This is a genomic window from Rhizobium sp. BR 249 (assembly GCF_047445895.1).
Classification (GTDB): Bacteria; Pseudomonadota; Alphaproteobacteria; order Rhizobiales; family Rhizobiaceae; genus Rhizobium.
The window spans coordinates 15483-36390 of record NZ_JARWKX010000032.1; the positions used below are offsets into that span (position 1 = coordinate 15483).

Sequence of the window (20908 nt, forward strand, 5' to 3'; positions counted from 1 at the left end):
GCGATGTCCGCCGGAACCGCGATAAAGGAAAGTCAAACATGCGTATGATCATTGCCGCCGCCCTCGTCCTCGGTGTCGTTCAGGTCCAGTCGGCCGCGGCCGCCGGCGAAACGGTAAGCTGCGCCCCGGTGAGCGACGAGCAGGTCGCCAAGCTCTTCGACCGCTGGAACGGCTCGCTCGCGACGCTGAGCCCGGAGGAAGTCGCCAAGAACTACAGCGAGGACTCCGTGCTGCTCGCCACCCTCTCGAACAAGCCCCGCCTGACCCAGGAAGAGCGGATCGATTATTTCAAGCACTTCCTCGCCAACGAGCCCAAGGGCCACATCGACAGCCGCGACATCAAGACCGGCTGCAACTGGGCCGTCGACACCGGCACCTACACCTTCGCGATGAAGGACGGCTCCAAGGTCCCCGCCCGCTACACCTACACCTATGAATTCAAGGACGGAAACTGGCTGATCACCTCCCACCACTCCTCGATGATGCCGGAAAAAGCCGCGGCTCACTGATCGCTGCGACCCGGCAGGAAGACCCCGTGTCCACCCCACACGGGGTCTTTCGCCGATATGACGGGTGAGAGGGCGTGCCGCATTGCTCCCACTCCAAAGAACACTCACCAAGGAAGGAAGTTTTGACGGCCGAGCGAAATCAGGAGTAGCATCCGCGCGGCAGCGGCAGGTCGCCGAAACGGCCGGCCCGGGAGACGCGATGATGAAGCACAGACCCTTTCGCCTGATGTTCTCCGTGCTGGCATTGGTTTCCGCATGGCCGGTTTCCGATGCCTTCGCTGCGGCCCAGCCGATTTTCTGGAGTGCTTTGCGGCCGGCCGATCAGGCCAAGGCGACAATGCCGTTGTCAGGCAAGACGGTCAGCGGCCCGCAGGGCGAAACGCTTGCCTGGCGTGACGAAGGCCATCCCGTCGAATTGACGGGCTTCGTGCTGCCGGTCGACCAGGACGGCGATCTCGTCTACGAATTCATGCTGGTCCCCTGGGCCGGAGCCTGCAGCCACATGCCCTCCCCTCCGCCCAACCAGCTAGTGCGCGTCGTTCCGCAGGAACCTCTGCATCTCGAAAGAATGTACGAGACCGTCACCGTGACGGGCGCGCTGCGGCCCGGCCTGGACCAGGCGCAGTTCTTCATGATCGACGGCGTGCGCGTCCTTGCCTACGGCTACAGCATGAGCCACGCCGAGGTGGCGAAAGCGACGGCGACAAATGATCCCGATCTGCTGACGCTCTCGCCTTTCGGCATCCTGCCTCGTTAGTGGGACGGCTTGCATGAGTGCCGCCAGGCGCGTATATACATAAGTATATATACAAACTGTGGAGTGTTCTCTATGCCACAATATGCGCGCGTCTTTCAATCCGGCAATTCGCAGGCCGTCCGGCTGCCGAAGGAGTTTCGCTTCGACGTGGATCAGGTGGAAGTGACGCGGGAAGGCGATGCGATCATTCTCCGGCCGCGGACCGATCATGGCGTGCGGTGGGCCTCGTTGCGTAGTGCGCTCGAACGCGGCCTCAGCGATGATTTCATGGCGGAGGGACGCGAGCAGCCGGAAGATCAGGAGAGGGCCGGCCTTCGGGACCTGTTCAAGTGATCACCCATCTCATCGACACCAATGCGGTGATCGCTCTGATCGGCCGGAAGTCCGACATGCTGCTCGCCCGCGTCATGGGCAGCGACGAGGGATCGATCGGGCTGTCGAGCATCGTCATGCACGAGCTCTATTACGGCGCCTATAAAAGCGCGAAGATTTCCTACAATCTCGAAACCCTGCGCCTGTTCATGGCGGATTTCCCGGCCGTCGGCTTCGAGCGCGAGGATGCGCTGGCCGCCGGAGAGATCCGCGCAGCGTTGGCGGCAAAGGGAACACCGATCGGTCCCTACGATGTACTGATCGCCGCGCAGGCGAGGAGCCGTGATCTGGTTCTTATTACGAACAATGTCGGGGAGTTCCGGCGCGTGGATGGCCTGCGCGTCGAGGATTGGACGGTCGGGCGGTAGCCCAAGAGAGCTTCAGCCGGCGTTTCGGCATGCCCTATCCACATCCTCCCGCAGTCAGCTTATGCGGAGAGCCCTTTCTCCCTTCCGCTCACATCAAATGTCGAAGGAGCTCGGCAGGATCACCATGTCGCGGATCGTCACGTTGCGCGGCCGGGTCAGCATGAAGACCACGGCTTCGGCGACGTCGCGCGGTTCGATCAAGGCGCCGGCCTCCCTTGCCTTGCGCAGGTTCTCCTCCGGCCAGTCTTTCAGCAAGGCGCTGATCACCGGGCCGGGCGAGACGGAACCGACGCGGATGCCGTTCTTGAAGAGCTGCCGCCGCATGGTCTGGACGAAGCAGTGCATCGCCCACTTCGAAGGGGAATAGACCGGCTCCCATGGAACGGGGGCATGGCCCGCGACCGAACTGGTGACGATGATGTCTCCCGTCCCTCTCTCGATCATGTGGGGGATCACCGTCCGGACGTTCTTTATGACCACGTTCACGTTCAGATTGAGCATGCGGTCGATCGCATCGAGGTCTGCGTCCGCCAGATCTCCGCCGATATAGGTGCCGGCATTGGCATGGAAGATGTCCAACTGGCCGGCCTTCGACAGAATGCGGTCGAGCAGGCTTGCGCAATCATTGGGGTCGAGAAGGTCGAGCCGCAGCGCGATCGCCTTCTCTCCGAGCCTGCCGCAGGCCTCTTTCAGCGCCGCCTCGTCCCGATCGATCATCACGACCGAACCGCCCGCCGCGATGATCGCTTCCGTCGATGCCAGTCCAATTCCCGAGGCAGCTCCGGTGATAGCGGCGACCTTGCCCTGCAAAGCGTTCATATCAACTCCTCCAGTGTGTCGATCATCTATCGCATGCGAGGTCGGTCGTGGCTAGGAGCGGGAATGTGCTGTCGACGGCCTCTGCGCAAAGGACTGGTGGATCGAGTAACAGCGCCGAGAGGCTTCGGTTCGGGAGAGTGGCTGGAGGCCAACCCCACACTCCTCATTCCTGTGCCTGTCACAGGAATCCAGCCACCGCGCGTCCGCGCGGTGAATGACTTACCGCGGGGGAAGGAAGTTTCCTGCGCCCAAGGACTTGGGCGCGCTGGATCCCTGTGACGAGCACAGGGATGACGGAGGAGAGGTAGTGCCCGCGCAATCAAGCATCAGGTGCGCCGGGGATCGGAAACTCCTGCGGTCGTAGCCACCCCGAGGAATTCGCCTAAAAAAGCCCGGGCGCAGCCGAAACCGCGCCCGGGCAAATAAGCTAACCTATCAAACGAGGTCGAAGCGGTCGGCGTTCATGACCTTGTTCCAGGCGGCGACGAAGTCCTTGACGAACTTCTGCTTGGCGTCGGCCTGGCCGTAGACTTCGGCGAAGGCGCGAAGCTGCGAGTGCGAGCCGAAGATGAGGTCGACGCGGGTGCCGGTCCATTTGGCAGCACCCGTCTTGCGGTCGCGGCCTTCATAGACGCCGTCCTTGCCGGCGGCCGGAACCCACTGCGTCGCCATGTCGAGCAGGTTGACGAAGAAATCGTTCGTCAGCGTCTCAGGCGCCGAGGTGAAGACGCCGTGCTCGGGGTTGCCGGCCTTCAGCACGCGCAGGCCGCCGACGAGAACGGTCATTTCAGGCCCGGTCAGCGTCAGCAGCTGGGCGCGGTCGACGAGCGCTTCTTCCGGCTTCATGAACTGATGGCGCTTGCCGTTCACATAGTTGCGGAAGCCGTCGATGCGCGGCTCGAGGGCTGCGAAGGAATGCGCGTCGGTCTGGGCGTCGGACGCATCCGCACGGCCCGGCGTGAAGGGCACGCTGACAGCGTTGCCGCCGGCCGCTGCCGCCTTTTCGACGCCGGCAGCACCTGCAAGAACGATCAGGTCGGCGAGCGAGATCTTCTTGCCGCCGGTCTGGGCGGCGTTGAAGTCCTTCTGGATGCCTTCGAGAACGCTAAGCACCTTGGCGAGCTGGGCCGGCTGGTTGGCGTCCCAGTCCTTCTGCGGGGCGAGACGGATGCGCGCACCGTTGGCGCCGCCGCGCTTGTCGGAGCCACGGAAGGTTGAGGCCGACGCCCAGGCGGTCGAGACCAGTTCCTGCACGGAAAGGCCTGTTGCCAGCACCTTTGCCTTGAGGTCGGCAATGTCCTTGTCGTCGACGAGCGGATGGTCGACGGCCGGGATCACGTCCTGCCAGATCAGGTCTTCAGCCGGAACTTCAGGGCCGAGGTAGCGCACCTTCGGGCCCATGTCGCGGTGGGTCAGCTTGAACCAGGCGCGGGCGAAAGCGTCGGCGAACTCAGCGGGATTTTCCAGGAACCGGCGCGAGATCTTCTCGTAGATCGGATCGAAACGCAGCGCCAGGTCGCTCGTCAGCATGGTCGGCAGATGCTTCTTGCCGGCGTCGAAGGCATCAGGAATGGAGGCTTCGGCGTTCTTGGCCTGCCACTGCTTGGCGCCGGCCGGGCTCGTCGTCAGCTCCCACTCATAGGCGAAGAGGTTTTCGAAGAAGTAGTTGCTCCACTTGGTCGGCGTCTGCGACCAGGTGACTTCGAGGCCGGCGGTGATGGCATCCTTGCCGACGCCGGTGCCGAAGGAGCTCTTCCAGCCGAGGCCCTGGTCCTCGATCGCGCCGCCTTCCGGCTCGGCGCCGATCAGGGACGGATCGCCGGCGCCGTGCGTCTTGCCGAAGGTGTGGCCGCCGGCGATCAGCGCCACGGTCTCTTCGTCGTTCATCGCCATGCGGGCGAAGGTTTCGCGGATGTCGCGGGCCGAAGAGAGCGGATCGGAATTGCCGTTCGGGCCTTCCGGGTTGACGTAGATCAGGCCCATCTGCACGGCGCCGAGCGGTTCTGCGAGCTGGCGTTCGCCGCTGTAGCGCTCGTCGCCGAGCCAGGTGCCTTCAGGGCCCCAGTAGAGTTCTTCCGGCTCCCAGACGTCGGCGCGGCCGCCGGCGAAGCCGAAGGTCTTGAAGCCCATGGATTCGAGCGCGACGTTGCCGGTGAGGATCATAAGGTCGGCCCAGGAGATGCGGTTGCCGTATTTCTGCTTGATCGGCCAGAGCAGGCGGCGGGCCTTGTCGAGGTTGGCATTGTCAGGCCAGGAGTTGAGTGGTGCGAAACGCTGCTGGCCCTGGCCGGCGCCGCCGCGGCCGTCGGTGATGCGATAGGTGCCGGCGCTGTGCCAGGCCATGCGGATGAAGAGGCCGCCGTAATGGCCGAAGTCGGCCGGCCACCAATCCTGCGAATCGGTCATCAGCGCGTGAAGATCCTTCTTCAGCGCATCGAGATCGAGCTTCTTGAACTCTTCGGCATAGTCGAAATCCTGGCCGAGCGGATCGGCGCGGCCGGCATTGTGATGAAGAATCTGCACGTTCAGCTGGTTCGGCCACCAGTCGCGGTTCGTCCGCGCGGTCGGAGCCTTGTGATGGGCAACAGGACATTTGCCTGCGCTGTCAGTGGGGTTGTCCATGATCGTCTCCTTCATTGCTTGATCTGTCTGCCGTTCAAAAAGATGAGCCGGGCCGGCGCCCTGCTCTCTCCCTGCAGTCTTCATATCGGAAGCGTTCAATAATTTTAAGTTGGATTTACTGATTGCTGCGATAAGCTGAGCTTATGAAGAATCTTACCCTGAAACAGCTGCGTTATTTTGAAGCCCTGGCAAGGGACGGCCGTTTTCGCCGCGCCGCCGATGCCTGCGCCATCTCCCAGCCGGCGCTCTCCATGCAGATCAAAGAACTCGAGCAGGAATTGGGCAGCGAGCTCTTCGAGCGTAGCGCGCGCGAGGTGAAGCTCACCCCCTTCGGCCAGACCTTCGCGCTCAGGGTCCGCGACATCCTGCGCGCCGTCGACGAGCTGGGCGAATTTGCCCGCGCCTCGCGCGATTCTTTCCTCACGCGGCTGCGCATCGGCATCATCCCGACGATCGCGCCCTATCTGCTGCCGGCCATTATAAACGATCTCAACAAAAGCTTCGCCGGAATTCAGATCGAGGTGCGCGAGACGCAGACGGGCAAGCTGGTTCAGGAACTGGCGCAGGGCCAGCTCGATATGGCGATCGTCGCGCTGCCGGTGTCGGAACCCTCGCTCACCGAACTCGAGCTTTTCAGGGAGGAATTCGTGCTGGTCCGGCGGCAAGAGGATGGAGATAAGCCGGTGCCCGAGCGCGAGGCGCTGCGCGAAATGCGGCTGCTGCTGCTGGAAGAGGGCCACTGCTTCCGCGACCAGGCGCTGTCCTTCTGCAAGGTAGGGCCGGCCCGCCCGCGGGAAATCATGGAAGGCAGCTCGCTCTCCACCCTCGTCCAGATGGTCGGCGCCGGCATCGGCGTCACACTGATCCCGGAAATGGCCGTTCCCGTCGAAACGCGCTCGGCCCAAGTCTCCATCTCCCGCTTCCCCTCGCCGCAGCCTTCGCGAACGATCGGTATGGTCTGGCGCAATTCGACGCCGATGGCCAAGCAGCTGCAGGAGGTAGCAGAAGCGGTGCGCCGCTCGGCCGAGACGATGCGCGGGCAGCATGCGGGCGGGTGAGGGAGGATGGTTGTCGGGTTCGGGAGGCGTCTTCGCCCGGACCGGCAAATGTCGCCGCTACTGTGTCAGCCGCAAAGTATCCCCACGGATCGCAGCCGCGATGGTCTCATAGACGGTCTTGATCGTCGCCGGCGAGGCGGTGAAGAAATGCGCGCCGTTGGTGGCGCAGTTGCGGATGTTCACCACGTCGGCATCGGCGCTGTAGGACAGCGTATAGATTTCGATGTCGCTCTTTTTCATCGCGGTGCATGCGGCCTGCATCGCCGAGGTGGCGACGGTGTTGCATGTCGGCGATTGCGTTTGAGAGCAGATCCAGTCGAACTTGCCGTTCGGATCGTATTTGGTGTTCATTTCCCCATCGGTCATGAACACCATGACCTTACGGACGGAATCGGAAATCTCCGCGGGCGAGGTCTCGTCTCCCCAGACGCCCTTCCACTTCGGCGACAGCGTGTACCATCCCGCGACCACGCCCGCATCCAGCCGGGTGGAGCCTTCGGAGGTCAGGTTGGTCACGACCTTTTTCAGATAGGCGAAGTCGCCGGTCAGCGGCGTGACCGGTGGCGGACAGAAGCTGGTTCCCGATTTGGGATTGGCGTCCATGGCGACGAAGGCGGAGGTCGCAGGCGGCGCGTCGCTCATGCCGTCGTCGATCGCGCCCGTGTCCTTGACCTCGACATCGGCGCGCGGCTCGATGCAGCCCATCCAGTAATAATTCTTGGAGGTGGACATGAGCGGCGTGACGCCGTCGATCCAATAAGAGAGCGTGTAGCTGGAGGAGGTGTAGACGGATTTGGGGTCGGTCCAGCGTTTGGGAACCGCAGCCGCTCCATTATAGGACTTGAGCCAGTCCGTATGAGCCATGCCGAAATTGACGCGGCTGGAAAAGGGCACGATCGAGATCTTGGTCTTGTCGACAAGCGAGGCGTTGGACGAGAAGGCCTGGAGGAAGCTGGCGACCGCGGTCTGCATCGGTGTGAAGCGGTTCTCCTCGATCATCGAGCTCGACACGTCGAGAACCAGCGCGATCTCCAGCTGCTTCACCCCCGGCAAAGCCGCGCAGGACCGGATGGCAATCGGAACGGACTGGATATTGGCCACTTTCATGAAGGTGGTGGGGACGGCGTCCGACACGTCGAGGCACAATTCCGACTCGTCGCTCGCCACCTCAGGCTCGCCGACGACAGCCGTCTCGAGCTTCCCATTGGCCGACAGGAAGGCGTCGATCGTCTTTGAGATCGTCGCCTGCGGCATGCCGGACTTGTATTTCGCGGCCGCCGCCAGCACCGCTGAGTCCGCGGCCGACTGCAGATCCGTGCGGCCGTTATAGGCTCTGATGTAGTCGATGGACGCCCCGACCGCCAGAAGCATGGGCACCGCGACCAGGATGACGACGATTGCCACGGCACCGTCGCGGTTTTCGATCAGGCGGGACAGGAAAGACGAACGGCGTGTCATGGGCATCGGCTCGAAACTCAGATTTCTCTTCGGTTTCGAACACGGCTATGGCGGCAACCTTAACGACAGGGAAACGCGTTGCCGCCCCGCAGCGGCAGGGGAAATTTTCCGACGCGAATCGTACAGTCGGCTCTCGATGTGGATATCCCGCGCGTCTGGCCGGCGGGCATCCCCGCCTCAGGTGCGGCGTTTGAACGTATGTTCGGCCGCTGGAAATTTTCGCGAGCGCACCTCGTCGGCATAGGCGGCGGCGGCGTCCGCGACCCTCTTGCCGAGTTCGTCGTAGCGCTTGACGAAACGCGGCTTGAAATCGTTGAAGAGGCCGAGAATGTCGTCGGAGACCAGGATCTGGCCGTCGCAGGCTGAGGAGGCGCCGATGCCGATGGTCGGGATGTGCACCGATGTCGTCACCTCCCGGGCGAGCGGCTCCACCGTGCCCTCGACGACGACGGCGAAGGCGCCCGAGCCGCCGATCGCATGCGCGTCGCGGCGGATCTTCGAGGTCTCGTGTTCGGAATGGCCGACCGAGCGATAGCCGCCTGATGTATGGACCAGCTGCGGCATCAGGCCGATATGGCCGAGGACGGGAATGCCCCGCTTGGTCAGGAAGGCGATGGTCTCGGCCATCTCCTCGCCGCCTTCGAGCTTGACGGCGTCGCAGCCGGTTTCCTGCATGATGCGCACGGCGTTGCGGAAGGCGGCCTCCTTCGATTCCTGATAGCTGCCGAAGGGCATATCGACGACGACGCAGGCATGGGCGACGCCGCGCATCACCGCCTTGCCATGGGCGATCATCATGTCGAGCGTCACGCCGATGGTGGTCTCCATGCCGTAGAGCACCATGCCGAGCGAATCCCCGACCAGCAGCAGGTCGCAATGCTCATCGAGGAGGCGCGCCATCGGCGTCGTATAGGCGGTGAGGGAGACGATCGGCTTGCCGCCCTTCATGGCCGCGATGCGCGTCGGCGTCAGGCGCTTCTGAGATCCGGTGGCGCTCATTTCGTCACTCCCTTTCCCGGCTGGCCGGCGATCCGGTTGTCCCGGATGACTTTGTCGTTCCCGCTCGCCCGGCTGCGGATCACTCGGTTATCAAGCAATCGCGTCGTCCCGATCCGCACGAAGAGCGCCACGACGACCGGGTCTTCGATCGAGGCGACCGGCGCCAGCGTTTCGGCATCCCTGACGGCGACGACCTCGGCCTTCGCCAGAGGCTCGCGGCCGATGAAGGCGTTGAGCTTCGCCTCGAGGTCCTGCGCATCGGTCAGGCCCTCGGCGACGAGGCGCTCGGCCTCGTCGAGGGTCTGCGGCACGATCACCGCCGCGCGCCGCTCATCGGGGTTGAGATAGACATTGCGCGAGGACAAGGCGAGGCCATCGCTGTCGCGCACCGTCGGCACCGGGATCACCCGCACCGGCATGGCGAGATCCTCCACCATGCGCTTGATGATGACGACCTGCTGGTAGTCCTTCTCGCCGAAATAGGCGGTCTGCGGCTGGATGATGTTGAAAAGCTTGGAGACGACGGTGGCGACACCGGCAAAATGGCCGGGCCTGACCGCGCCTTCGAGCTCGCGGCCGAGATCGGGAACGTCGACGACGGTTTGCATCGGGCGGGGATACATGTCCTCGACGCCGGGCGCGAAGAGGAAATTGACGCCGGCCTGCTTGAGCATGGCGCCATCGCGTTCGAGATCGCGCGGATATTTGCCGAGGTCTTCGGCCGGGCCGAACTGCAGCGGATTGACGAAGATCGAGACGACGACGATGTCGTTTTCCGCCCGCGCACGCGTGACGAGCTTGAGATGGCCGGCATGGAGATAACCCATCGTCGGAACGAGGCCGATGGTACGCCCCTGCCGCTTCAGCGCATCGAGCGTGTGGCGCAGCTCTTCAATATTCGAGAAAACCCGCATACATCCTCCCCGCGGCCGGTCACCATCTTGCGCGCGGATAAGAAGTGTAATCGATGCGGGAGGTCAATGCACTTCCGCGACAAAAAACGATTATATACATGGCAGGCGGATCAGGCCGGCCTGTATCCGCCCGGAAACGGCATCTCGCGCGCGGCTTGCCGCAGGGCTAGCAATGTGCGACCTGCACCTCTATCTACCCTCTCCGTCAAGATACCATCACAGTCGGCCGTTATGGAGGATGCATGGACAAACCCTGGAAGATCAGCCGCGGGCCGATCGCGGCGACCGAGCTCGACGTGGAGAAGGCAAACGCGATCAACACGCTGTTGATCCGGCCGGTCGGCGTGCTTCCGGCCAAGCCCGGCGATCCGGTCCTCCCCTTCGCCGTCGGCCTGTTCAACGAGCTGCGCCCGCTCCTGAAGCCCGATGCCGGCGTGACGACGCTGAGGCGCGCGACCGCTGCCTATGTCCATTGCCGCCGCTATTATTTCGCCAGCGCCCAGCCCGATTCCATGCGCCATAACCTCGACGGCGAGCCGGTGGAAGCGCTGTCGGAGGAAGACCGCCTGGTCGCCCAGAAGCGTTTCCTGAGCCTCAAGCACACCGCCGCCAAGACCGAGGAGCCCGAGCCGGCGCCCGTGGTGCTTCCCCCTCCCGTTATCAGCAAGAGCGAGCAGATCCGGGCCGCCCTTCTCGGCAAGAGGAACGTTGCGCGGTAGGGCGATTTGGGCGTCGAGCGGCGTGACGTTCAGGTTCCGTTAGCGCGGCTTGTTTCCGAGCGCATAGCCATCGACGTCCTCACTCAGCGACGTCAGCCGATCCAGCGCCGAGGTCCGCTTGGCGTCTCGCGCCGCCTTGAATGCTGCAACGTTCGTTGCCCGCAGGCGGCGGTGGCTGCCGACCACTTCCGCCGGGAGCTCTCCCGCATCGACCAGTCGGACCAGATACTGCCGGGAAACATTGAGGATATCCGCCGCAGCCTGCGTCGACAGCATCTCTTCATCGGGCAGCACCGTCACGGGGCGCCCCTCGGCGAGAAATTCGGCCGCTTGATAGATGATCTCGGCCAAGACACGCGGCACTTCGAAGCGCTCGCCGTCGGCGTCGATGACCTGAACGTTGCCCTGCTGCTTTTCCGAAGCCGCCCGCAAAAGAGATGCTATGCGGGCAGCAGCAGATCTCTCGGGTGCCGGAACGGCATTCGACGTTTTGGCAGGATTTTTGTCGGACGATGTGCGATGGGGTGTGGCCATGCCGGTAACATGGCATTCAAACGCTATAAACGCAACCAACTTAGTGGTGACGATCGGGAAATTGCGTGGTGAATATGCTGGTCGCTGTTCTTGATGCCAATGTCCTGTTCCCCATGCTGCTGCGGGATACACTGCTGCGCGTTGCGTCGGAAGATTGTTTTCGGGTTCACTGGTCACCTCGCATTCTCGAGGAGATGACACGCAACTTGATCAGCGACTACGGCATGGAACCGTCGAGAGCGGAAACATTGCGAACGGCTATGCAGGAAGCGTTTCCTGAAGCGAACGTGGAAGGCTGGGAAGAGATCGAGCCGACCATGCGAAATGATCCGAAGGATCGGCATGTCGTTGCAGCGGCTGTCGCGGCGGAAGCTGCGGTTATCGTGACGTCGAACATCCGCGATTTCAGCAATCTTCCCGACGGTATCGTTGCCTTGACTCCTGACGAATTTCTCACCGAAATCCTCGTGAAAAGTAAGGCAAAGGTACTGAAGGCGCTAACCATGCAGGCAGCGGCCTATCGGCGACCAAGGCTGACCACAAGCGAACTGATCGGAAGACTCGCCCTCACCTCACCCCGGTTCGCCGAACGGGCTCTCCAAGCTCTTACGCAACGTTGATCCGCTTGCAATCATCCTCAGCCGAGCTTTTTGCCCGCAGCAGCGCCATCAGCATCGGGCCCAACGCAAACTCACCTCGCTCGGTGCGCCGCGTGAGGTCCCGGAGATATCCGCCGGCGGAAGTAATGCTCCCTCCCCTTTGCAGGATGCAGGCCATGACGGTGGCGGCGTTTTCCGGTCCCATCACCGAGCACGCCTGCTCATAGGCCGAGGGGCTGACGTGAAGCATCTTGCGCACCACGATAACAGCCGTCATGAGATCGCGCCAACTGCCGATCGCGCCGCCCGGGCCGTAATCGGCAATGTCGGGGCAGGCCTGGAGAACCGTGGCGAGTGGGAAGGATTTCGGTTTTCCGGCTCTCGTCCGGATGGCAAAGGGCGGTCCCTCCCCGCCATCGGCTTGCGCTTCCAAGCTGTCCTTGCTCGGCTTCGTTCCCGGCTGATGATTTCGGTCGGCCTGCTCCTCCTGCTCCGTTTCCAAGCCCGGTTCAGATTCAGATAGGGATTCTGGGTGAGAATTCTGTATGTGGCGCTCAATCTGGGATTCACTGGTGCTCGGCATCCGCATTTTTTCATGCAGTTCCAACAGGTTGACGATATTTTCGCGGGTTGCCTCGAGTTCTTCCAGGATCGGCGTGAGGTTTTCCAGATTTGCCGCCCTCGGAATGCGCTGCAGGATCGCCTGGAACATCGAAGACATGCGCTCCCAATCGCCGGGAACGGCTTCTTCGATGGCTGCTGAAATCAGCTTGGCGATGTCGCGGCGGCAGATCGTCAGCCGCTCCTTCATGCCGCGCAGCATCTGGCGGTCGGCGGCGATGCGCGCCGCCATCGTCTCGATCTCGCCGGCGCGGGCGAGAAGCGGTGCGAGGCTGAAGCCGTAGGCCTCGTCGATCCCGCCTTCCCGGCCGCGGCGCACATAGCGCTTGCCGTTCGGGCTGTCCTTGCGGGAGATGAGGCCGGCTTCGACCAGCACGGCGAGATGCCGGCGCAGCGTTGCGGCGGCCATGCCGCGGGCTCTGAGGGAAAGCTGCGCGTTGGAGGGAAAGACCACCAGCGGCTTTTCGCTGAAGAGTTCGTCCTCGGGATAGAATGTCAGCAGCGCATCGAGCACCGTCAGCGCCCGGTCCGTCACGTCGAGCCCTGCCCGGGCCTCGCAGACCGATCGGAACAGCTTCCATTTGTTGCGCGTCGTTCCGGCCGCGATCGCTTCGCCGCGCCGCTGTTTCAGCAGCATGGCAAGCGACATCGGCCGCCGCCCGAAGGGCGTCGTCACATAGTCACTCTCCATTTCCTTCACCTCTCATCAGGCAAAAGAAATCCGCTCACCGAAACGATGCGAGGAAGAAAAGTGCCGCAGCATCACTTACGCGTCTGAAAAGACGCGGAGGCGCTGCAGGACTCTTGACTGGGATTCGTGAAAATGCGATTCTCTGTCTTGCTTAAGGATGTGAGAAGGGCTTCCACGACTCGTTCGTTTGGGGGCCTTTTTCTTTTGCGGTTTCAGTCTCCTTGTTTGCCCTCCTCGGCGAGGAATTGCTCATAGAGCGCATCCAGCCTGCCGGAGAGAAATTCCCCGAAGCGGCCGGCATTTTTCGCCTTCATCGAGAGCGAGAACGCCTTGCCGTCATTCTTCATTTCCGCCTGCACCGCCTTGTCTAGCGGCTGCCATTTCACCTTCCTCACGGCGACGGTTTTCTTGACCGGCCGCGCGCTTTTATTGAGCGCCGCATGGAGCGCTTCGAAACGTTTGTCGGAAGGTAGCTGATGAAAGTTGTCGTCTTGCAGGACCTTGGCGACACTTGCCGCATTGGCCGATTTGCCGGCGAGCAGCGAAAGCTCCACCCAGCGCTCGCGGCCGACGCCGGGCGCGGGTCCGATCGCCTGGACGACCTCCGGCGAGATGCGGTCCATGATCGACAGCATCTTCGAGACCGAAGCCGCATTGGCGGCGAGTGCGGTCGAGACGACCTCCCTGTCGTAGCCGAGTTCCTCCAGTTGCCTCGCGAAGAGTGCGCGCTCGATGAAGGTGAGGTCGGCGCGCGCCGAATTCTCCTGACCCTGGGCGATGACATGCGTCCGGTCGTCGATCGCCTTGACGACGGCGCGGACATTGCGGCCGAGCTCGCGGGCGGCGCGAAGCCGCCGGTGGCCGAAGACGACCTGATAACGTCCGTCGATCCTGGCGTGGGGACGCACCAGGATCGGCGTGTCTTGTCCGCGCGCACGGATCGCTTCCACCAGCGCGTGAAAATCCTCGTCGTCCTCGGACAGCCGGTCCTTGACGAAGGAGGCCTCGACGAGATCGGGGTCGAGATCGACCACCGCCTCGCCCTTGAGGAATTTTTCCGCCTGCTTGGCGAGCTCATCCAGCGAACGAACGAGCGACCGGCCCGCGCCGCGCATCGGATAATTCGCAGTGCCCGCGTTCTCATCGGGCATATCGGCCAGCCCTTCCAGCAGATTCTTTCGTGCCATCAGCGTCCTCCGATTGCGGTCATTGTATTGATTTGCTTCACGGAAACGGCGAATTTGTCAGCCGACAAAATCACCGCCCCCATGCCTGGTGGATGAGGCCGGCGATCTCCGCATTGACCGCGTCCATCGCCTCCAGGGCGCGATCATAGGTTCCCCGGTTCATCGAGGCGCGTTCGACCTCGTAGAGTGTCTGCTTGGTGATGCCGGCATCCGAGATCGCGGTGGATTTGACCATCTGGTTCTTCAGCATGAACTCGTGGAACATCGTCGACATGAAGCCGACCATCTGGGCCTGCGGCACGTCGGTCGGCTCGTAGCGCGTGATGAGATAGCGATACCAGGAGAGGTTCACCTCGGCGCCGGCGGCGCGGATCGGTTTCAGGATGCCGCCGAGCATGAGCAGGAACTGGCCCATCGACATGACGTCGAGCATCTGCGGATGGATGGTGATCAAGACGCTCGTCGCCGCCGTCAGCGCCGTCAGCGTGAGATAGCCGAGTTGCGGCGGGCAATCGATGACGACGACGTCGTAGCGGTCGTCGACTTCGGCGAGCGCGCGCGAGATGCGGGTGAAGAAGGTCTTGCCGTCATTGCTCGATTTGTCGGCCATGGCGAGCGGCGTATCGTATTCATATTCCTGCAGGTCGAGATTGGCCGGCACGATATCGAGGCCGGGAAAATTCGTCTTGTGGATGATCTCGGAGAGCGGCTTCTTCTCGCCGTCATAGCGGATCGCTTCGTAGAGGGACGAGGCCTGGTCGAATTCCGGCTGGAAGCCGTGCAGGGAAGAGAGCGAGGCCTGCGGATCGAGATCGACGGCCAGCACGCGATGGCCGGTCAGCGCCAGGTGCTGGGCAAGATGGGCCGCTGTCGTCGTCTTGCCCGAGCCGCCCTTGAAGTTGACGACGGCGATCACCTGCAATTTCTCATGGCCGCGGCGATGGGGCACATACATGCGGCTTTCGGACCGGCCATGCGCATCGAGATAGCGCCTGAGCTCCAGCATCTGCTCGGCGCTGTAGGAGCGGCGGCCGGAGGGCGAGGTCCGCGGGCAGGGGCCTTTGCCTTCGAGATGCAGTTTCTTCAGCGTGCTCTGCGACGCCCCGACGTAATTGGCGACCTCGGCAAGAGAGAAGCTGCGCAGCGTCTTCTTCGCGTTCGGCGGGAAGCGCTGCACGCTGAGCAGATGCAGCTTCTTCGAAATCACGTCGCCGTGTTCGAGAATCTGATCCTCGAAATGCGACGGCGCGGCCTTCAAGGCGTTCGAATTAGCGTTCATCGGCAGCAATCTCTCGGATAACGATTTTCGGGCTCAAAAGCCCCTGTAACCGTTATTATCCGCGATTCTCCGATACCGTCCAAGAAATTTAAGGTTAACGCATATTAACCTTTTCGGTGCTCGTTCAAGCACTTGGCGCTCGCTGCATGATGTCTGGAATGACCGGGAATTTGGGCCGGGGGCGCTGATAGCGCGCCCCCGGCGGCGCCCGGCCGAAGGGGAGGGGTCATTCGGCGGGCTTAACTCAGCGGCGTTTCGCCTGTCGTGATGCGCTGTTCGTCGGCGCCGAACAGGTGAACGGTGTCGTGACCGGGCGCGATCCGCAGCACGTCGCCGGGGGCGGCCCTGATCCGCTCGCGGAAGACGCAGGTCAGCGTCTGCCCTCCGAGCCGCACGAGCACGAGCGTTTCCGAGCCGGTGGGCTCGACGACGATTGTCGTCACCTCGATGCCGTTAGGGTCGAGCATGATATGTTCGGGACGGATGCCGTAGGTCACGGCCTCTCTCGGACGGCGTTCGCTCGGCAGCAGCAGGCCGTCCTCGGTGCGGAACCCGTCCTCGGTCATCGTGCCCTGGATGAAATTCATCGCCGGCGAGCCGATGAAGCCGGCGACGAACAGATTGCTCGGGCGGTCGTAGAGTTCGAGCGGCGAGCCGGACTGCTCGATCAGCCCGTCCTTCATGACGACGATCTTGTCGGCCATGGTCATGGCCTCGATCTGGTCGTGGGTGACGTAGATCGTCGTCGTCTGCAGCCGCTGGTGCAGCTCCTTGATCTCCGAGCGCATCTGCACCCGCAGCTTGGCGTCGAGGTTGGACAGCGGTTCGTCGAAGAGGAAGACGGCGGGATCGCGCACGATCGCCCGGCCCATGGCGACGCGCTGCCGCTGGCCGCCCGAAAGCTGCTTGGGATAGCGCTCCAGCAGGCTTTCCAGCCCGAGGATCTTTGCCGCATTGCCGACGCGCTGATCGATCTCCGATCTCGGCATGCGCTTCATCCGTAGCGAGAAGCCCATGTTCTTGGCGACCGTCATGTGCGGATAGAGCGCGTAGTTCTGGAACACCATGGCGATGTCGCGATCCTTCGGGGCAAGCTCGTTGACGATGTGCCTGCCGATCTGGATCTTGCCCGAGGTGATGCCCTCCAGACCGGCGATCATCCTGAGAAGCGTCGATTTCCCGCAGCCGGATGGGCCGACCAGCACGACGAATTCGCCGTCGCCGATATCGACCGACACGCCTTTGATGGCTTTGAACGCGCCGTAATCCTTGCGCGCATTGCTGACCGAAACATGGGCCATGAAACTCCTCCCGAATTCGCCGTCAAAGTCCGTTCAAGACACTCTTGAGATAATCGAGGCCGAGACGCTCGCCCTCTTTGCGCGCGGCCAAGTCCTTGCCCGGCCAGCCATAGGCGGCATCCTCGTGCTCGATCGACAGCGTGCCGTCGAAACCGTAGCCGCGCGCCTGCCTGAGGAAACGCGGCCAGTCGAGCAGGCCGAGCCCCGGCAGCTTGTATTGCCACCAGCCCTTGCCGTGATAGCCGAGCGCCTGCAGGGCCTCGGCGTCGATCGCCGTGTCCTTGGCATGCAGGATGGCGATGCGATCCTTGACCGCCTCCAGCGCCCGATAGGGATCGACGCCGATGCGGATGAGGTGCGAGGGATCGAATTCGAGGCCGAAGCGGCGGTCGGTAATCCGGCGGAAAAGCTCCTGCCATCCCCTCGGCGTCGTCCCGATGAAATTATCTCTGGGACCCGGCCAGTTCTCGATCGCGAAGGTGAGGCCGCTTGCCTGCGTCTCTGCGATCAGCCCGTTCGCGAAATCGGCAAAGTCGTCGTAGTTGGCTTCCTCGCTCGCCGTGTCGTCCCGGCCGGGGAAGATCACGAAGATCGGAACGCCGGCGGCGGCGATCGCTTCGGCAAATTCTCTTGTCCTTGCCCGAAGCTCCCGGCGCTTGTCGCGGTCGGCATCGAGCTGATTGCCGAAAAAAGTGATCGAGGAGACGGAGAGGCCGCGGCTTCTTGCCAGCGTAACGGCGTCCTCCACCCGCTCGGGCGTCTTGATATGGCCGCCGACATCGATCTCGATCGCTTCGAAACCGGCCGAGGCGGCGAAATCCACCACTTCCTCCAGCGGGCGGTCATTGAGTGTCGAGGTATAGAAGCCGATCTTCACCATATCCTCCCGGGCCTTTCGGTCGTTTCAACCGTTCAGTCGATCCATATTCTTGAGTGGCGAGCGGGTGCGTTGGGCCACATCAGCCGACGCGAGCATCAGCGCCGCCGCCATCGGCATGGCGGCCGCGCCCATGGCCGAAGCGTCCTCGCCGATCGAGGCGCGATGCAGCGAGGGCAGGTTCGTGTCCTCGGCGTCGAGATGTTCGTGCACATAACGCAGCAATTCATCGACGATGCGGATCGGCAGCCGGCCGCCGACGAGCACGGCATCGGGATCGACGATCATGGCGATATGTTTGACCGCGACGGCCAGATGCGCGCTCATTTCCTTCAGCCATTGCGAAACGAGGCGCTTGCCGCGCGCATCGAGCGTCAGCAGATCCTGCGGGAAATGCACCTCGACGCCGTGCTTTGCCAGGAAGTCATAGAGGAAGAACAGCGAGAAGATCTCGCCGAGAAGCTGGACCTTCTGCGCCCCTCCGTCACCATCGGCGATCGGAAGCCAGCCGATCTCGCCGCTGAGGCCCATGGCGCCGCGATGGCCGTTGCCGTCGAGAACGAGGCCGCCGCCCGGGCAGGCATTGACGGCTATATAGAAGAAGCTGCTGCTTTCCGCGCCGAGGCCGTAATCGAGTTCGGCAAGGGCTGCGGCATTGGCTTCGTTTTCGATGAAGACGGGATGCTGCGTCAGGTTTTCGAGCGCCGCGCGCACGTCGAATTCCGTCCATTCCTGATAGGCGTCAGGCTTGCCGAGCAGTGAGATTTCGCCGAGCCAATCCGGCATGGCGAGGCCGATGCCGGCAAGGCGCGCATCGTCGATCAGCCGGCTGCGCTGGAAATGCGAGATCGCATCTGATGTCAGCTGCATGAATTCCGCCGGCAGGATGAAGCGTTTTTCATGGTGCACGCGGGCGCGCACGTTGCCGACGGCGTCGACGGCCAGGATCGTCAGATGATCGCGGTCGATATTGATGCCGATCGCGTAATAGGCGTCCGGATTGATCTCGAGCTCGATCGCCGGCTGGCCCCTCAGCCCATGCCGCCGGCGGGCTTCCATGATCAGGCCCTCGTCGAGCAGACGATCGACGATGCGGGCGATCGCCGGTTTGGTGAAGCCGGTACGTCTCGCGATCTCGGCCCGCGAAATCGGCGCCTGGCGGTGGATGCAGCGGAGCACGACGGCCCTGTTGTGTTCGCCCGCGTCTTCGACATTGGCGCCCGTCAGATCGGGAGAGAGCCTGGCGCCGAGTGTCTGGTTCATGCGTTCAATCCTTCCGCACGTTGGAGAGTGAAGCAGACCTCTTCATCCCTTCACCGCGCCGCTGGTCATCGCGCCGAGGATCAGCCTCTGGAGCGACAGGAAGGCCACGATCGCCGGAACGACCGAGATCAGGCAGGCGGCGGCAAGCAGCTGGATGGACGAGTCGGTCTGCATGCCGCGGAAGTTAAAGATTCCGACGCCGATCGGCATCAGGTCATTTTTGGTGAGCAGCAGGAAAGGCACGAGGAATTGCGACCAGCCGGCAATGACCGTGATGATGAAGACCGAGGCGATGCCCGGTGCCGACAGGGGAAGGATGATGCGCCAGAAGACCGAGAAGCGGTTGCAGCCGTCGATCATGGCGGCCTCGTCGAGGCTGCGCGGAATGCCGTCGACCGTGCTTTTCAACAGCCAGGTCGCCAGCGGAACGCCGAGGGCGATATAGACCATGACGACGGCGAAATGCGTGTCCAGCAGGCCGAGGCGGTTCATGTAGCGATAGAGCGGCACCATGATGACGAGCGGCGAGATCATCTGGAAGAGCAGGAGCCCCATCATCGACAGGCCCTTGCCGCGGAACTGGAAGCGGGAGAAGGCGTAAGCGGCGGGCAACGCAACGATCAGCACGCCGAGCCCGCTCAGCGCCGCAAGCTTCAGGCCATTCCAGAGATAGATCGGAAAGTAGCTGTTGTTCAGAACGGTGATGAAATTCTGGATGGTGGGATTGTCGGGAATGTAACGCGCCGCGCCGCGATAGACCTCGCGCTTGTCACGCAGCGCCATCGACAGGAGATAGGTGAGGGGGCCGGCGAAGAAGACGAACATCACCAGCATGAAGAGATAGCTCATGGCGTCGCCGAGCCGGCTTCCGGTGCGTCCGCTCATTGCTCTTCCTCCTTCGGCAGGAACGACGCATAGACGAAGGCGAGCCCGAGGCTGATGATCAGCATCAGCACGGAGAGCACGCTGCCGCCGGAGAGATCGTAATTTCGGAAAACGATGTTGAAGACATAGAGCGAGATCACCTCGGTCGCGCGCCCCGGTCCGCCGCCCGTCAGCGTGATGATCGCATCGAAAGTGTTCACCGTCTGGATGGTGATCAGGATCATGTTGACGAGGATGGCGGCGCGCAGCTGCGGCAGCGTGACGAAGAAGAACTGCTGCGAGGCGCTGGCGCCGTCGACCTCCGCCGCTTCGTAGAGCGAGGGGTCGATCGATTTCAGCGCCGCATACATGACGACCATCGAAAAGGCGGTGCCGCGCCAGATGTTCGAAATCAGCGTCGACCAGGGCGCCATTGCCGGGTCGGAAAGCCAGGCAACGGTCGGCATGTGCATCAGCCTCAATATGCTGTTCAGCGCACCGTAAGGCGCTTCGGAAAACAGCATCTGCCAGATGATGCCGCCTGCTATGCCCGGCACCACCCAGGCGACGAGCGCCGTCGTCCTCAGGATCGTGGTGCCGAACAACCCGCGCTTTTCGCCGCGAATGACGGTGACGGCGACCGCAAGGCCGAGGATCTGCTGGCCGATGACGCTGCCGCCGACGAAGATCAGCGTCGCCCAGAGAATGTCGGGCAGTTGCGGCGAGCTCAGCGCATTGGCGATCGAGCCCAGCGTATAATCCTGGGTGTCGCCGATCAGCGTCGCATTGGTGAAGGACAGCCGGAAAACATCGATGACGGGATAGAGGTAGAATATGCCGATGACGATGATCACGGGCATGATCCAGGGCAGCGGCGCACCGGCGAACCGGCGCATGAACGTTCTGCTTTGAGGCGGGCTGTCAGCCTCGATGGCAATAGGGCTCATTGGCTTCTCTGTCCCCGTTCGTGCGGATGGCTGCCCCTCACCCTAACCCTCTCCCCGCTCGCGGGGAGAGGGGACGTTGCCCCGCGAGAGGTGGATGGGAACGGAGAGCTTGCGGCATGTTCCCTTCTCCCCGCWWGCGGGGAGAAGGTG

General features: G+C 62.8%; 21 protein-coding genes. 7 read left to right on the forward strand and 14 right to left on the reverse strand.

Features of this window, described 5'->3' with window-relative positions:
• Window positions 1-38: 38 nt before the first annotated feature.
• The 4 genes from QD408_RS23965 to QD408_RS23980 all read left to right on the forward strand — a co-directional run bounded on the left by QD408_RS23965 (window position 39) and on the right by QD408_RS23980 (window position 2006).
• A complete protein-coding gene (locus QD408_RS23965) occupies window positions 39-509 on the forward strand; it encodes an SgcJ/EcaC family oxidoreductase (RefSeq protein WP_088683249.1) in 471 nt (156 codons plus the stop codon).
• A 199-nt stretch (window positions 510-708) separates the two neighbouring features.
• Window positions 709-1266 (forward strand): DUF3299 domain-containing protein, encoded by a 558-nt coding sequence (locus QD408_RS23970; protein ID WP_414141007.1) that lies wholly within the window; start codon window positions 709-711, stop codon window positions 1264-1266.
• 72 nt (window positions 1267-1338) lie between these two features.
• Window positions 1339-1599, forward strand: a complete 261-nt coding sequence (locus QD408_RS23975; protein WP_414141008.1) for an antitoxin — start codon at window positions 1339-1341, stop codon at window positions 1597-1599.
• Window positions 1596-2006 (forward strand): type II toxin-antitoxin system VapC family toxin, encoded by a 411-nt coding sequence (locus tag QD408_RS23980; RefSeq protein WP_414141009.1) that lies wholly within the window; start codon window positions 1596-1598, stop codon window positions 2004-2006. The genes QD408_RS23975 and QD408_RS23980 overlap by 4 nt, the downstream gene beginning before the upstream one ends.
• 93 nt (window positions 2007-2099) lie before the next feature.
• Here QD408_RS23980 and QD408_RS23985 read toward each other — a convergent pair whose 3' ends face one another.
• Both QD408_RS23985 and katG read right to left on the reverse strand, forming a co-directional pair.
• Window positions 2100-2825, reverse strand: coding sequence for an SDR family oxidoreductase (locus QD408_RS23985; protein ID WP_414141010.1), 726 nt, complete (start codon window positions 2823-2825; stop codon window positions 2100-2102).
• 435 nt (window positions 2826-3260) lie between these two features.
• Complete coding sequence (katG, locus tag QD408_RS23990; RefSeq protein WP_414141011.1) at window positions 3261-5447, reverse strand: catalase/peroxidase HPI; 2187 nt, start codon at window positions 5445-5447, stop codon at window positions 3261-3263.
• Window positions 5448-5590: 143 nt separating this feature from the next.
• Between katG and QD408_RS23995 the strand changes: the two genes are divergently transcribed.
• Window positions 5591-6505 (forward strand): LysR substrate-binding domain-containing protein, encoded by a 915-nt coding sequence (locus QD408_RS23995; RefSeq protein WP_414141012.1) that lies wholly within the window; start codon window positions 5591-5593, stop codon window positions 6503-6505.
• A 57-nt stretch (window positions 6506-6562) separates the two neighbouring features.
• Here the strand turns inward: QD408_RS23995 and QD408_RS24000 are convergent, their stop codons facing one another.
• The 3 genes from QD408_RS24000 to panC all read right to left on the reverse strand — a co-directional run bounded on the left by QD408_RS24000 (window position 6563) and on the right by panC (window position 9876).
• Window positions 6563-7963, reverse strand: a complete 1401-nt coding sequence (locus QD408_RS24000) for a pilus assembly protein TadG-related protein (RefSeq protein WP_414141013.1) — start codon at window positions 7961-7963, stop codon at window positions 6563-6565.
• A 177-nt stretch (window positions 7964-8140) separates the two neighbouring features.
• Entirely contained in the window at window positions 8141-8962 is an 822-nt protein-coding gene (gene panB / locus QD408_RS24005) for a 3-methyl-2-oxobutanoate hydroxymethyltransferase (RefSeq protein ID WP_414141014.1), read from the reverse strand.
• The gene (panC, locus tag QD408_RS24010) at window positions 8959-9876 is read right to left on the reverse strand and encodes a pantoate--beta-alanine ligase (protein WP_414141015.1); all 918 of its coding nucleotides are present in this window, start codon (window positions 9874-9876) and stop codon (window positions 8959-8961) included. The genes panB and panC overlap by 4 nt, the downstream gene beginning before the upstream one ends.
• Before the next feature lie 242 nt (window positions 9877-10118).
• On the opposite strand from panC, the gene QD408_RS24015 reads away from it, so the two are divergent.
• The gene (locus QD408_RS24015; protein ID WP_414141016.1) at window positions 10119-10595 is read left to right on the forward strand and encodes a ProQ/FINO family protein; all 477 of its coding nucleotides are present in this window, start codon (window positions 10119-10121) and stop codon (window positions 10593-10595) included.
• A 39-nt stretch (window positions 10596-10634) separates the two neighbouring features.
• Here the strand turns inward: QD408_RS24015 and QD408_RS24020 are convergent, their stop codons facing one another.
• Entirely contained in the window at window positions 10635-11129 is a 495-nt protein-coding gene (locus QD408_RS24020) for an excisionase family DNA-binding protein (RefSeq protein WP_414141017.1), read from the reverse strand.
• 74 nt (window positions 11130-11203) lie between these two features.
• Here QD408_RS24020 and QD408_RS24025 point away from each other — a divergent pair, with 74 nt between their 5' ends.
• The gene (locus QD408_RS24025) at window positions 11204-11749 is read left to right on the forward strand and encodes a PIN domain-containing protein (RefSeq protein WP_414141032.1); all 546 of its coding nucleotides are present in this window, start codon (window positions 11204-11206) and stop codon (window positions 11747-11749) included.
• Here QD408_RS24025 and repC read toward each other — a convergent pair.
• From repC to QD408_RS24065, 8 genes are all read right to left on the reverse strand, one after another.
• Window positions 11736-13040: a plasmid replication protein RepC gene (gene repC, locus QD408_RS24030; protein ID WP_414141018.1), complete on the reverse strand. Its 1305-nt coding sequence runs from the start codon at window positions 13038-13040 to the stop codon at window positions 11736-11738. The genes QD408_RS24025 and repC overlap by 14 nt on opposite strands.
• 212 nt (window positions 13041-13252) lie before the next feature.
• On the reverse strand, window positions 13253-14227 hold the full coding sequence (gene repB, locus QD408_RS24035; RefSeq protein ID WP_414141019.1) for a plasmid partitioning protein RepB: 975 nt from the start codon (window positions 14225-14227) through the stop codon (window positions 13253-13255).
• Between the two features lie 70 nt (window positions 14228-14297).
• Entirely contained in the window at window positions 14298-15506 is a 1209-nt protein-coding gene (repA, locus tag QD408_RS24040; protein WP_414141020.1) for a plasmid partitioning protein RepA, read from the reverse strand.
• 239 nt (window positions 15507-15745) lie between these two features.
• Complete coding sequence (locus QD408_RS24045) at window positions 15746-16807, reverse strand: ABC transporter ATP-binding protein (RefSeq protein ID WP_414141021.1); 1062 nt, start codon at window positions 16805-16807, stop codon at window positions 15746-15748.
• 22 nt (window positions 16808-16829) lie between these two features.
• Window positions 16830-17684 carry a sugar phosphate isomerase/epimerase family protein gene (locus QD408_RS24050; RefSeq protein WP_414141033.1) on the reverse strand — a complete coding sequence of 285 codons (855 nt, stop codon included), beginning with the start codon at window positions 17682-17684 and terminating at the stop codon, window positions 16830-16832.
• A 27-nt stretch (window positions 17685-17711) separates the two neighbouring features.
• Window positions 17712-18947 (reverse strand): ROK family transcriptional regulator, encoded by a 1236-nt coding sequence (locus QD408_RS24055; RefSeq protein WP_414141022.1) that lies wholly within the window; start codon window positions 18945-18947, stop codon window positions 17712-17714.
• Window positions 18948-18989: 42 nt separating this feature from the next.
• A complete protein-coding gene (locus tag QD408_RS24060; RefSeq protein WP_088683234.1) occupies window positions 18990-19832 on the reverse strand; it encodes a carbohydrate ABC transporter permease in 843 nt (280 codons plus the stop codon).
• Entirely contained in the window at window positions 19829-20758 is a 930-nt protein-coding gene (locus tag QD408_RS24065) for a carbohydrate ABC transporter permease (RefSeq protein WP_088683233.1), read from the reverse strand. Before QD408_RS24065 ends, QD408_RS24060 begins: the two co-directional genes overlap by 4 nt.
• Window positions 20759-20908: the final 150 nt, after the last annotated feature.

What these genes read in the sequence shown, in the direction of transcription:
- QD408_RS23965 (WP_088683249.1), top strand. Translation starts at nt 39, where the DNA reads ATGCGTATGATCATTGCCGCCGCCCTCGTCCTCGGTGTCGTTCAGGTC.
- QD408_RS23970 (WP_414141007.1), top strand. Translation starts at nt 709, where the DNA reads ATGATGAAGCACAGACCCTTTCGCCTGATGTTCTCCGTGCTGGCATTG.
- QD408_RS23975 (WP_414141008.1), top strand. Translation starts at nt 1,339, where the DNA reads ATGCCACAATATGCGCGCGTCTTTCAATCCGGCAATTCGCAGGCCGTC.
- QD408_RS23985 (WP_414141010.1), bottom strand. Translation starts at nt 2,825, where the DNA reads ATGAACGCTTTGCAGGGCAAGGTCGCCGCTATCACCGGAGCTGCCTCG.
- katG (WP_414141011.1), bottom strand. Translation starts at nt 5,447, where the DNA reads ATGGACAACCCCACTGACAGCGCAGGCAAATGTCCTGTTGCCCATCAC.
- QD408_RS23995 (WP_414141012.1), top strand. Translation starts at nt 5,591, where the DNA reads ATGAAGAATCTTACCCTGAAACAGCTGCGTTATTTTGAAGCCCTGGCA.
- QD408_RS24000 (WP_414141013.1), bottom strand. Translation starts at nt 7,963, where the DNA reads ATGACACGCCGTTCGTCTTTCCTGTCCCGCCTGATCGAAAACCGCGAC.
- panB (WP_414141014.1), bottom strand. Translation starts at nt 8,962, where the DNA reads ATGAGCGCCACCGGATCTCAGAAGCGCCTGACGCCGACGCGCATCGCG.
- panC (WP_414141015.1), bottom strand. Translation starts at nt 9,876, where the DNA reads ATGCGGGTTTTCTCGAATATTGAAGAGCTGCGCCACACGCTCGATGCG.
- QD408_RS24015 (WP_414141016.1), top strand. Translation starts at nt 10,119, where the DNA reads ATGGACAAACCCTGGAAGATCAGCCGCGGGCCGATCGCGGCGACCGAG.
- QD408_RS24020 (WP_414141017.1), bottom strand. Translation starts at nt 11,129, where the DNA reads ATGGCCACACCCCATCGCACATCGTCCGACAAAAATCCTGCCAAAACG.
- QD408_RS24025 (WP_414141032.1), top strand. Translation starts at nt 11,204, where the DNA reads ATGCTGGTCGCTGTTCTTGATGCCAATGTCCTGTTCCCCATGCTGCTG.
- repC (WP_414141018.1), bottom strand. Translation starts at nt 13,040, where the DNA reads ATGGAGAGTGACTATGTGACGACGCCCTTCGGGCGGCGGCCGATGTCG.
- repB (WP_414141019.1), bottom strand. Translation starts at nt 14,227, where the DNA reads ATGGCACGAAAGAATCTGCTGGAAGGGCTGGCCGATATGCCCGATGAG.
- repA (WP_414141020.1), bottom strand. Translation starts at nt 15,506, where the DNA reads ATGAACGCTAATTCGAACGCCTTGAAGGCCGCGCCGTCGCATTTCGAG.
- QD408_RS24045 (WP_414141021.1), bottom strand. Translation starts at nt 16,807, where the DNA reads ATGGCCCATGTTTCGGTCAGCAATGCGCGCAAGGATTACGGCGCGTTC.
- QD408_RS24055 (WP_414141022.1), bottom strand. Translation starts at nt 18,947, where the DNA reads ATGAACCAGACACTCGGCGCCAGGCTCTCTCCCGATCTGACGGGCGCC.
- QD408_RS24060 (WP_088683234.1), bottom strand. Translation starts at nt 19,832, where the DNA reads ATGAGCGGACGCACCGGAAGCCGGCTCGGCGACGCCATGAGCTATCTC.
- QD408_RS24065 (WP_088683233.1), bottom strand. Translation starts at nt 20,758, where the DNA reads ATGAGCCCTATTGCCATCGAGGCTGACAGCCCGCCTCAAAGCAGAACG.